We start from the raw sequence: 11,835 nt of genomic DNA, 5'->3' as shown, positions 1-11,835 counted from the left end.
CACGTTCTAAATCGTTTAATACGAACCACCATGACAATGCAGTTACTCTTAGCTACCTTTGTCCTTTTAACCAACCACCAAATGAGCAAGGAAATTAAAATTCTGAAGTTTCCAAGAGTAAATTCAACCAACCTATTGGCCCAGAAAATGCTAGCCGAGCATAGCATTGAGTCTGACACGGTAATCTGGACCCTCGACCAGTTTGGAGGCAGGGGGCAACGAGAAAATAGGTGGGAAGTTGAACCCGGACAAAACCTTACATTTAGCTTGGCCTTTTTCCCTGAACAGCTGGCAGTAAATCAACAATTTTCACTCTCGGAGGCAACTGCACTTGGAGTGTTGGATGCTATTGCAAGCCTAATAGATACTGAAGAACTGACCATTAAGTGGCCAAACGATATCTACCTTGGTGCCAAGAAAGTTGGTGGTCTTCTCCTTGAACACTCCATTATGGGTGCCTTTATTGAGACCTCCGTGATCGGCATAGGAATAAATGTAAACCAACGTATTTTCCCTGCCAACCTGCCGAACCCAACATCGCTCGCCATGGAGAGCGGCAAAGAATTCGATCTGGAGGAGTTGCTCGAGGTTACAATTCAGCACCTCTTTGCGCGTTATGCAATGCTTAACGAACACAAGATTGCTAGCCTGCACGAGGAGTACCGCTACAGCCTATTCAGGAAAGAGGGCTATCACACCTTCGAAACGGACAAGGGGCAGTTTACTGCCAAAATAGCAGACGTTAAAAGAACAGGCGAACTTATACTCGAGGTGGTCAACGGTGATCAAGCCGCCTATGCTTTTAAGGAGGTTGGCTACGTGCTATAGCCATTGGGCTTACATCCTCCTACATTCTATTGACAACCATTGCGATCTGGTCAGCCATCGCATCGAGCCCCTCTGAAAGTTTGTTCTTAAGCAGAGCCTTCATCATAAAGTTGAGCTCCGCATTAATGGTAAGCTTCATCTTTGTATCATTCTCGGCCACCTGCTTTAACTGAACCCACAGGAAGAACTCAAGTGGAGCCCCATCGCCAGTAATTTTTATGGTATGAAATGGTGTACGCTCAATAATTTTGAGGCCAGTTTCAATCCCCTGCACCTTTAGCTTGCAGGTGTCTTCGGTAGCGCTCCACCCCTCCACCTTATCGGCAGGAATAAATGGAGTGAAATTGCTAAACTTTGAAATGAAGTTGTAAATATCCTCGCCGTTACGATTCAAGGTAACGACTTTGCTTTCGAACTTATCCATTGATAAACTATTTTTTCCAGATTTCAGGATTGTTGCGCCATTCTGCCAGTGGCGTCATGCTCGCCTTCTCTATGTAGCCCATTTCGAGCGCCTCCTCAATGAGAGAATTGTAGCTGCTGAGCGTTATAAGCGAGCAGTTAGCCGCAAGAAACGCCTGCTGCGATTGGGGAAAGCCATAGGTGAAAATGGCAACCATACCTAGCACCTCACAACCGGCATTCCTAAGTGCATCCACTGCAGCAAGGCTGCTGGCTCCAGTAGAAATCAAATCCTCCACCACCACAACCTTTTGCCCTACCTTCACTTCCCCTTCAATAAGGTTGGTAAGTCCATGCGATTTTGGTGCCGAACGGATGTAGGAAAAGGGAAGATTTAGCTTCTCTGCAACCAAAACTCCATGGGCAATGGCTCCGGTAGCCACACCAGCTATGGCATCAACATTGGGGAACTGCTCACGAATTATCTCGCAAAAATGGTCCCGAATGGTGTCTCTAACCTTCGGGTAGGCAAGTGTTTTTCTATTGTCGCAGTATATGGGAGAATTCCAGCCGGAAGCCCAAATAAACGGGCTTGCAAGGTTTAATTTAATTGCATTAATTTGCAAAAGATCGCGGGCAATATCCTTTTCAACTCTTTTCATGGGGCAAATGTATAAAGTTTTTTTCAACCATAGATATATTGAGTTTGTTGGTAAAGGGTATAATCCAACCACATTGGAAGATGGTTTTTACTACCACCTCACCCATTCCGCTGAGCTTTCGCGAATTCTAAAGTATTTTTACAACACCAACGACATCCATCGGGCAATAATTATTTCGGAGGATGCTGCAGAGACCTTCAAGTTTTTCAGCTTTCATTTCATGTCGATTGCAGCAGCGGGAGGATTTGTTACCAACGAAAAGGGCGAATTTCTACTCATATACCGCCACGGAAAGTGGGATCTTCCTAAGGGGAAAGCCGAGAAGGGTGAAATACCAAGCGAAACTGCAATACGTGAAGTTCAAGAGGAGTGCGGCATTCAAAACCTTACTATCAAAGCACCTTTGGGCGAAACCTATCACACCTATAAGCTTAATGGCATTCCGTCCATGAAAAAGACCATCTGGTTTTTAATGCAGTTTTCGGGTAACGAACAGCCCCAGCCCCAGCTAGAGGAGGACATTCAAGAAGTTAAATGGGTTAAACCAACTGCAGTTGACCAATACCTTGATAACACGTATGCATCCTTAATAGATGTAATTCAACGAGGTGTGGCTACCATGCTATAACTTACCAGCTTCCTTAAGAATATCAAAGAATTTCAGGTCAAAATTTTCGGTGGGTCCTGGTGCAGGGGAGAGCAACATTTTTCCATCGGGACCAATGAGGAAATAGGTTGGGTAAGCCCTAACATCGAAATCCTTGATAATCGTTGGATGATCCTTGTAGTCGAGAAAGGTCCACCGATATCCCGTTTGCTCCAAAAAGCTTTTCACGTCGTCCATGCTTTCGTCTACCATTACGGAAACCACCTCCAGATACTTTCCATACTTCTGGTAAATCTTATTCATACCCTTAAACTCCTCAAGGCACGTGTAGCTGGCTGAGGTAGCAAAATTCAGGTAGATGTACTTCCCCTTAAAATCTGCCAAGCTCCGCTTCTTTCCGTTAGCATCGGTAAGCACAAAACTGGGAGGTATAAAACCGGGCAGCAGCTTTGTAACCTTCTCTCTAATATTCTCAGCAATAATCCTATGCTCCGGAATGGTTGTGTTAAAGTATAAAGAGTCTAGAATAACAAGCATTGAGGAGCGAGGAAACTTATCATCATAAAAACCATCGTGCAGCCCTTTCAGAATTACCGCCTCAAGTAAGGTGTCATTTGCGAGTACCTTATCCTGTCGCAAAACGCGCTTGAGTTCAGCATAGCTCTGATGCTGCGAGATGGCGGAAAATATGTGACTGCCCATTTTAGAGCGCGAAAAGAAGACGAAGTATCTGTCGTATACCTTGTTAAATAGGTCCATGTAGGCAGGATTCGTGTATTCAACGGGCTTGTTGAGGAAGTATGCATCCGAAAGTGCCCGCGCTTTTTTGTAGAGGGTCATCTGCTCGAGTAACCCAATACGGTAGTAGCGATAGCTGTTGAAGTAGGAATTATTGTATCGTTGATAAATAGTATCGAGCTTGGCAATTAGTGTATCTACAACAATTGGTCGTTTCAGAGAGTATGCCTCATCAACGGCATTGTTATAGCTATCGTTAAAAAAAATGTCGAAGGTTCCAATCATATAGTTTAGCTCACCAGGTTGGGATTCCTCCACTCCAAGCTGCATCAGCTCCGGTTTGAAAAAAGGGTTAAGCCTATCTGCTTCACGGAGTGGGGCAAACGGTGGCAAAATAAGATGGTAGGATTTCCCGGGAACGGCAAAGAAATAGCCTCGGTTTGCTCCCAAGTCAACATAAACACAAGTGGTTTCCTCAAGCACAAAGGAAGCTGTAAAGCATCCATTCGAGTCGAGCTTAGCACCAGCCAAGCTATCGGTGGTGTTAGAAATTCTATCGGAGTAGCGATAGAACACCAGATTCATGCCATCGTATTCAGGGGCGCAAGAGGAGATAGTTACACGCTGAGCCATAAGAAAACTTGGCCATAACAAGAGAGTGGCCAAAAGAGAAAAACCAAATATTTTACGCATGCCAGAGGTTTTGTGCTTAAGAAACGATGCCTTATCGCAAAAATTATTTACCGATTCATTTCATCGGCATAATCTTCGATATTTATTGAAGAAGGGAGAAACATGGCTGCATCGCCTCCATGAACAAGAATATCGCGAACAATGGTTGAATTAATAGGGGTAAACTCAGGGGAGGTAAGCAGAAATACCGATTCCATATCCTTATCCATCATTCTATTTACTTGAGCAATGGCGCGCTCAAACTCAAAATCGGCAGCAGTTCTGAGACCACGAATAATAAAATGAGAATGAATGCTCCGGCAGAAATCAACCGTGAGCCCCTGGTAGCTATCCACCGAGACTCTATTATTCCCTTCGAACACCTTATTAATCATCCGAATGCGTGCTTCAAGAGGGAAGAGGCTACGCTTGCTTGAGTTATAGCCAATGGCAACAATAATGTGGTCGAAAAGGTCGAGACCGCGCAGCACGATGGACTCGTGGCCAATGGTAAACGGATCGAACGAACCTGGAAATACGGCTACTGATTTCGGCATAATCAAAGTTATTGTAACGCCGAAAGATAATAATTTTAACAGCGCAGAAGAATCAATAATTCAATAAATGGTATCGGTCAAAATAAAAAGCCACCACATTTTTGTGGTGGCTAATATCAATCTATCTATTATGTATTTTAAAACTTATAAGCCAAACTAATCATAAAGTTGCTTTCGGTAATTGAACCGCCTAAACCAATATCATTGATATCCGACAACCCTATGCAGTAACGAATTCCTGCCGAAATATTATCGTTGATCGCGTAGCCTGCACCAAGGTCGAGTGAGAAATTGGTTCCCTTAAAGCTATCCTTAACATCATTCCCATCATATTTTGCTCCGAGCAGAAAACCCAGCTGAGGACCAGCTTCAACGCTCAACCCCTGAACAGCCCCGATCTTGTAAACGACCATTATAGGAATATTCAGATATGTCATGTTAATACTCTTGTCATCGCTCTTGCTTTTTGCTCCTTCGAAGGAAAAGAGCACCTCAGGCTGAATCAGCATATTCTCGTTAATGCCATACTGGGCAAATCCACCAAAATGAAATCCAACCTTCGACTTTGCATCTGCATCGCCACCCATATTCGAAATACCCAAGCCGGCTTTAGCTCCAAACTTAAGGTCCTGACCCTTTACATTCATTGCAACAAATGCAAAGACAGCCAATAATAGTACTTTTACTTTCATGGTAAAGAAATTAGGTTAGTAGTGCCTACTCTATAATGCTTTTCGGCTTCCGCAAATTTCATTGGTACTCTATCATAATGTTCTTACACAATATTAAGAATAAAAATGCTATTAAATATCATTTTCTTTTAAATGGCAAGCCATATGAAGAGAACGTAAGACTCTGCCGTTTTTTCGTTAAACGAAATGCCGAAAACCTAACTCGTAAAAAAAAGGCCATGGCACCTTGCCATAGCCTCAATAATATTCTTGGAATTTGAGTTCTAACTTATCACCTGTGGCTTATCAATCAGTTCCTCTAAAAGTGCATAGCCAATCACCTCCGAAATGGTTTTAACGTAGTGGAACGACACCCCTTCTAGGTAGATATCCTTTATGTCCTCAATATTTTTTTGATTTTCAGCCGAAAGAATAATTTCGCTAATACCTGCTCTTTTGGCAGCCAGTATCTTCTCCTTTATTCCACCAACCGGAAGCACCTTGCCACGAAGCGTAATTTCACCTGTCATGGCCAAGTTATTTCTCACCTTTCGCTGGGTAAATGCCGAGGCAATAGAGGTTGCCATGGTCACTCCTGCCGAAGGTCCATCCTTTGGAATGGCTCCCTCTGGAACGTGAATATGCACATTCCACCGCTCAAAAACTTCTGGATCGATGCCAAAACTCTCAGCGTGCGACTTAATGTATTCGAGAGCAATCACGGCCGATTCCTTCATAACATCGCCGAGATTACCAGTTAAGGTTAAGCCTCCCTTACCTTTGCTGAGGCTCGTCTCAACGTATAGAATTTCGCCTCCAGTTTCAGTCCAAGCAAGTCCTGTTACAACGCCAGCAAATTCATTACCCTGGTAGCTGTCCTTCTCAAAATCGGGAATGCCCATAATTTGTTGGACATCTTCCTTGGTGAGATGCTTATTGTATTTCTCCTCAAAGGCAATTTTGCGGGCTATGTGCCTAACAATTTTAGCAATCCTCTTATCCATGGCCCTAACGCCAGACTCCCTTGTATAGCTGTCGACTACAAACTCAAGCACTTGGTCGTCCAACATGAGCTGATTTTTCTTCACCCCATGATTTTCTAGCTGCTTAGGTAGCAAGTGTCGCTTTGCAATTTCAATTTTCTCCTGCACAATGTATCCACTCACCTCAATCATCTCCATTCTATCGCGCAATGCAGGACTAATGGTTGCCGGATTGTTGGCCGTGGTAATGAAAAGAACCTTCGAGAGATCGTAATCAACCTCGAGGTAGTTATCGTGAAATGCATTATTCTGCTCAGGGTCCAGAACTTCTAGCAATGCTGATGCCGGATCGCCATGAAAATCTGTTCCCACCTTATCAATCTCGTCGAGAATAATAACAGGGTTGGAGGTCTGTACCTTCTTTATGGTTTGAATAATACGGCCGGGCATGGCGCCAATGTACGTCTTGCGGTGACCTCTAACCTCAGCCTCATCGTGCAACCCACCCAACGAAATACGACCATACTTGCGGCCTATAGCTCTGGCAACTGACTTTCCAAGGGAGGTTTTACCCACACCGGGAGGGCCATACAGGCAGAGAATGGGTGACTTCAGGTCGCCTTTCAACTTTAGCACAGCCAAATGCTCCAATATTCTCTCCTTCACCTTTTCGAGCCCGAAGTGATCCTCTTCAAGAACCTTTTCGGCATGCTTCAAATCGAAGTTGTCCTTGCTAACTTTATCCCAAGGCAAATCGAGCAACAGTTCAATGTAGGTGAGCTGTACTGAATACTCGCCAGCGGCAGGGTTCATTCGTTCCAGCTTGGCCACCTCCTTCTCAAAAACCTTGGCAACCTCTTTTCCCCACTTTTTCTTCTTTGCCCGCAGCTTTAGGTCTATAATCTCCTGCTCAATGGGGTTACCGCCCAACTCGTCCTGAATTGTTTTTATTTGCTGCTGTAGAAAGTACTCTCTCTGCTGCTGATCAAGATCGAGCTTTACCTTGGTTTGAATATCGTTCTTAAGTTCCAGCAGCTGCACCTCACGAGTAAGATGCTGAAGCAGAACGTACCCCCTCTCCTTAAGCTCATTAATCTCCAGCAACTTTTGCTTCTCCACGTGGGTTAGGTCGGTGTTGGAGCTAATGTAGTTGATTAGGAACCGAGGTCCTTCAATATTTTTAACAGCAAAGGCCGTCTCGGGAGGAATGCTTGGCGATAGCTTAATGATGCGAAACGCCAAATCCTTGATGGAGCCAACAATGGCATCAAACTCCGAAGACGGTAAAAATGGCAGGTCATCGTTTAGCAAGGCAACCTCTGCCATGAAGTATGGATTTTCGGACACCATCTTCTTCACCTCGAACCGTCTATTTCCCTGTATAATCACTGAGTGTGACCCATCTGGCAACTCAAGCACCTTAAGAATGGTTCCCACTGTTCCTATCTGATAAAGATCCTTTCCATGAGGATCTTCCACCTGAGGATTGATCTGTGAAACCGCCCCCAGTAGCCTGTTTCCAGCGTAAGCCTCCTTCACAAGCCGAAGCGATTTATCGCGACCAACCGTAATGGGGATAACCACACCGGGGAACAAAACGGTATTCCGAAGTGCAAGAATTGGCAGCACCTCTGGAACTGAAAGCTTATTTAGTGAATCCTCATCCTCTTCAGCGAGAATCGGGATAAACTCTGAATCGTTGTCTAATGCGTTTGAAAACAAAATATTTTCGATTTTAATGTTATACATACCTATCAACCAAGACAATTTGTCACCCTTGCGGATATAAATAAATGGAATCTGATTAAGGCAACCATCGTGCCAAAGAGGAAAGGCACTATCACCTTGACGTAAAAAGCATCATTGCAGCACTCCCAAAAAGGCTATCGATAACGTGGCGTGTTATCGTAAATGTGCTGCAGCACTTTTTTATCAACTTCTGAAAGATCAATACCACGCCGTGCCACCACCTTCTCCGCAGTTTGAAGCGCTTTTTCTAATAGATAATCCACCATACCCGCTGCCCCACCCCACGAAAAGGACGGAATGTAGTTGCGTGGAAAACCATCACCAAAAATATTGGCGCTAACCCCCACAACGGTTCCTGTGTTGAACATGGTGTTGATTCCGCACTTTGAATGGTCGCCCATGATGAGCCCGCAGAACTGAAGACCGGTTTTAACAAACCTCTCTTCGCTATAGCTCCAGAGCTTCACCTCTTCGTAGTTGTTTTTTAAGTTTGAGTTATTGGTGTCGGCGCCCAAATTGCACCACTCGCCAATTACCGAATTGCCCAAAAAGCCATCGTGGGCTTTGTTGCTATAGCCAAATACTACGCTGTTATTTATCTCGCCACCCACCTTGGAGTAGGGCCCAATGGTGGTAGGCCCATAAATCTTGGCTCCCATTTTAAGGGAAGAGTGCTCGCAGAGGGCAAATGGCCCGCGAACAATCGATCCTTCCATGATTTCGGCATGTTCACCAATATAAATAGGACCAGTAGAGGCATTAATTATAGAGCACTCCACATAGGCTCCCTCCTCTACAAACACATTTTCGGGTGCAATCACCCGGTTGGTAGAGCTGAGGGATGCCGATTTTCTTCCAAGGGTAAGCTCCTCAAAGTCGAGGTGAATGGCCTGACCGTTTAACCTAAAAATATCGTAGGGCCGAGCTACTTTTACTGGTTCGGCATCGAGATTGTGAACGCGAAGACCAGTTAAATCTCCCGAGAGTATTTTACTAGCCTCAGAAGAGCTGGCTCTGGCAGCAATGAGCTCGCCTTTCCATGTGAGAGCCTCTCCAAAGCTAAGCGTGCTGACTCTTTTGGCAAGTTCTCTTTCTGGAATAACGCCACCATTTACCAGCAGGTTATCGTCGGTAAGAACCATCGGATACTTCTCCTGCAGGTAATCTTCAGTATAAAATGAAGCCTTTAACCCCAAAAACATCTCCCACTTCCGGGTGATGGTAAGAATGCCAACGCGTATTTCAGCCACCGGCCGGGTAAAGGTCAACGGAAGTAAATCGCGGTGATTGCTATCGAAAAGGACAAGGCTTGACATTGTATTACGAATAATGGTTGAAGAGGTAAAGATATAAAAAAAGCCCCGAGACCGGAGCTTCAATTCTATGTCTAAGGTGCTTATTTGCCCTGCTTGTCGAGGTGAGCCTTGTAGCGATTTTTGAACTTATCGATACGGCCAGCAGTGTCAACCAACTTCATCTTACCGGTGAAGAATGGGTGCGAAGCACTTGAAATTTCAAGCTTTATTACGGGATACTCAGTACCGTCAACCATGATTGTCTCCTTGGTTACAGCGGTGGACTTGGTAAGGAAAATGTGGTCGTTGGACATATCCTTAAATGCCACAATCCTATAGTTCTCTGGATGAATTCCTTTTTTCATTTTACCTGTTTTTTAACGCTGCCAATTCCATCTGCCAGCGGCCTGCAAAAGTAAATACTATTATCAAAATTTCAAAGGGTTACCCTTGAAATTTTTAAAGGGCAACTGCGCTCTACCTTCTGCTTGAAACCTTTGCAAGCAACTTCAGCAGCTCAAGGTATAACCAAACCAAGGTTACCATGAGAGCAAACGCACCATACCACTCCATATACTTGGGAGCACCTTGCTTTGCGCCCTCATCAATAATATGAAAATCGACCACTAAATTAAGGGCAGCAATAACAACAATAACCCCGCTGATAATAATGCTAAGGTTACTGTTACCAGTTATGTACGAAGTATTGCCACCAAACCAACCTATAAACATGCTGATGATGTAGAAAAGCGCAACGGCTCCGGTTGCCGCTACAATTCCAGCCATAAACTGCTTATTCACCTTAATTATACCAGTGCGGTATACAAAGAGCATAATAAGCAATGTACCAATAGTTAACGCAACAGCCTGAATTACGATTCCTTGGTAGGCAGCCTCGAAATAGGCTGAAATACCACCTAGAAAAAGCCCCTCAAAAATGGCATAGATGGGTGCAGCAATTCTAGCGGTGGTTGGTTTAAAAATTATGATTAGAGCGGTGATGAGTCCACCTATTGCTCCACCAATCATCCATGGGGTAACTGCGCCTGGATTTAGGTTGTCAAAAGCCACCTTCCAAGTGTACGATCCACCAAGTAAAATCAGGAGGAGCAGCAGCAACGACTTGTTGATTGCGCCATTTACGGTCATTACCTCAGTAGAGGTTGTATCGCGGCTTGCAGACGCAAATATTTCGCTGCGCATGGCCGGATTTGAAGTCTTTCCAAAAAGTGCCATATTCGTTTTTTGTTAAATATTTTAGGCGGCGAAGATAATATTTTTAGAAATAAAATTAAAAACTATGCAGTTAAAATAGGTTATTTGAATATAGAGACCGAAGCCTTTTCCCCAAACCTTATTCAGTGACAGGTGACTGAAAAGTGACCGGTAATAAAGTAACGAGTGACAAAGTTACAAGTTACGCAGAGTGACCGATTACAGAGTTACAGGTTACTAAAAGACCGGATATAAGGCTGGTAATCATTACTCCGCACTATAGGGCGGGGTTGACGTCACCCTCCAAAACCGAGCGGTGTACGCTCGAAAGGTGTTTAATGTTCTGCAGTAGCAATGCACCGCAATCACCGATGGGTGAAAAAAGGAGTCAAAGGAGTCAAAGAAGTCAAAGAAGTTAGAGAAGTTAGAGAATTTGAAGTTGTGCAAAGGCAAACCTAAAGCATATATTTTACAACCCTTCCCCAAAACATTATTTAGTGACAGGTGACTGAAAAGTGATGGGTTACAGAGTGACGAGTGACAACACCATTATCTTTTCCCCGCACTTTAGGGCGGGGTTGACCTCACCTTCCAAAACGGAGCGGTGCACGCTCCAATATTGTTCACCGCACTCCAGCTGCCATGCACTGCAACCACCAAAGATTCCAAGAGCCACCTACAATCTTTAACCTAAACCCTGTGGGACTCTGTGTCGCTATCAATAAGAAATTCCGTAAAAGCCTAGTCTGCTAACCAATAAGCCCAGCAACCTCCTCAACGATCCACGCGGAGGAGCTGTCGGAGTTGGATGAAAGCTTGGCGAGCAGCACCTTAACCTCCAGGCTACACTCCTCGTTCCGTAGGGCTATTTCGCGAAGGGCAAAGGCAATGGCCGTTCTCAGGTGAACGTCGCTATGGGGAGCATCACTCTCTGCCATTTCGAGATAGGGTAGCTGCTGCTGGTTGCGGTAGTCGGCATTTTTTGCAGCATAGCCGGAGAGTAGGTATCCGGCCTTTTTCAAAAATGGTTTTTCGGAGAGGCACCACTCAAAGCTCTTAGCCAGCGAATACTCCACGTGCCGGAAGAGGTTGGCGCAAACTTGCTCCACCAGCTCCCCGTTGAGAAATTCTAGTGCCCAGCCATCCATCTGCTCAGGGGTAACCTGCGCCGGATCATCCACTAACGTTGCTGCAATCTTGGCCTCGCGCGAGTCGTGCTCAAAGAGCTGCAGCGCCAACTCGTGGTCGGGACCATACTTAACCGCAACCGCCCTGATGGTTGCCAGCGACACGCCGTAGTTCACCTTGTAAATTACCCCAAGGTTGAGCATGGTTTCGGCAACCTGGCCATTCTTTTCCTGAAAAAGTTCACCCAGCAGCTTAAAGAATTTCTCGGAAGAATTCATTTTTGTAGATTTGATGACAAAATTAGTAAAAAGCCTTTGGGCTTAACATT

At 44.9% G+C, this 11,835-nt stretch carries 12 protein-coding genes; 2 read left to right on the top strand and 10 right to left on the bottom strand.

Going from position 1 to position 11,835, the window contains the following annotated elements:
• Nucleotides 1-828, top strand: an 828-nt coding sequence (locus tag VMW01_11165) for a biotin--[acetyl-CoA-carboxylase] ligase (protein HUW06807.1), incomplete at its 5' end; no start/stop codon positions are given.
• 19 nt (nt 829-847) lie between these two features.
• Here the strand turns inward: VMW01_11165 and VMW01_11160 are convergent.
• Together VMW01_11160 and pyrE are read right to left on the bottom strand one after the other, a co-directional pair.
• Entirely contained in the window at nt 848-1,252 is a 405-nt protein-coding gene (locus VMW01_11160) for a hypothetical protein (protein HUW06806.1), read from the bottom strand.
• Nucleotides 1,253-1,259: 7 nt separating this feature from the next.
• The gene (gene pyrE, locus VMW01_11155; GenBank protein HUW06805.1) at nt 1,260-1,892 is read right to left on the bottom strand and encodes an orotate phosphoribosyltransferase; all 633 of its coding nucleotides are present in this window, start codon (nt 1,890-1,892) and stop codon (nt 1,260-1,262) included.
• 7 nt (nt 1,893-1,899) lie between these two features.
• Here pyrE and VMW01_11150 point away from each other — a divergent pair, with 7 nt between their 5' ends.
• Nucleotides 1,900-2,520 carry an NUDIX domain-containing protein gene (locus VMW01_11150; GenBank protein ID HUW06804.1) on the top strand — a complete coding sequence of 207 codons (621 nt, stop codon included), beginning with the start codon at nt 1,900-1,902 and terminating at the stop codon, nt 2,518-2,520.
• On the opposite strand, the gene VMW01_11145 is transcribed toward VMW01_11150, so the two are convergent.
• The 8 genes from VMW01_11145 to VMW01_11110 form a co-directional block, all read right to left on the bottom strand.
• Nucleotides 2,515-3,930 (bottom strand): TlpA disulfide reductase family protein, encoded by a 1,416-nt coding sequence (locus VMW01_11145; protein HUW06803.1) that lies wholly within the window; start codon nt 3,928-3,930, stop codon nt 2,515-2,517. The genes VMW01_11150 and VMW01_11145 overlap by 6 nt on opposite strands.
• A gap of 47 nt (nt 3,931-3,977) precedes the next feature.
• Nucleotides 3,978-4,466, bottom strand: coding sequence for a pantetheine-phosphate adenylyltransferase (gene coaD, locus VMW01_11140; GenBank protein ID HUW06802.1), 489 nt, complete (start codon nt 4,464-4,466; stop codon nt 3,978-3,980).
• Nucleotides 4,467-4,603: 137 nt separating this feature from the next.
• On the bottom strand, nt 4,604-5,158 hold the full coding sequence (locus tag VMW01_11135) for a porin family protein (GenBank protein ID HUW06801.1): 555 nt from the start codon (nt 5,156-5,158) through the stop codon (nt 4,604-4,606).
• A gap of 263 nt (nt 5,159-5,421) precedes the next feature.
• Nucleotides 5,422-7,842 carry an endopeptidase La gene (gene lon / locus VMW01_11130; protein HUW06800.1) on the bottom strand — a complete coding sequence of 807 codons (2,421 nt, stop codon included), beginning with the start codon at nt 7,840-7,842 and terminating at the stop codon, nt 5,422-5,424.
• 161 nt (nt 7,843-8,003) lie between these two features.
• Entirely contained in the window at nt 8,004-9,185 is a 1,182-nt protein-coding gene (locus VMW01_11125; protein ID HUW06799.1) for a GlmU family protein, read from the bottom strand.
• An 80-nt stretch (nt 9,186-9,265) separates the two neighbouring features.
• Nucleotides 9,266-9,529, bottom strand: a complete 264-nt coding sequence (locus VMW01_11120) for a type B 50S ribosomal protein L31 (protein ID HUW06798.1) — start codon at nt 9,527-9,529, stop codon at nt 9,266-9,268.
• Between the two features lie 112 nt (nt 9,530-9,641).
• The gene (locus tag VMW01_11115) at nt 9,642-10,400 is read right to left on the bottom strand and encodes a Bax inhibitor-1/YccA family protein (protein HUW06797.1); all 759 of its coding nucleotides are present in this window, start codon (nt 10,398-10,400) and stop codon (nt 9,642-9,644) included.
• Nucleotides 10,401-11,128: 728 nt separating this feature from the next.
• Nucleotides 11,129-11,785 (bottom strand): DNA alkylation repair protein, encoded by a 657-nt coding sequence (locus VMW01_11110; GenBank protein ID HUW06796.1) that lies wholly within the window; start codon nt 11,783-11,785, stop codon nt 11,129-11,131.
• Nucleotides 11,786-11,835 lie beyond the last annotated feature (50 nt).

The organism is Williamwhitmania sp., assembly GCA_035529935.1.
Classification (GTDB): Bacteria; Bacteroidota; Bacteroidia; order Bacteroidales; family Williamwhitmaniaceae; genus Williamwhitmania.
Note: the sequence above shows the minus strand (reverse complement) of the source record. Positions and strands in the feature narration are given on the sequence as shown.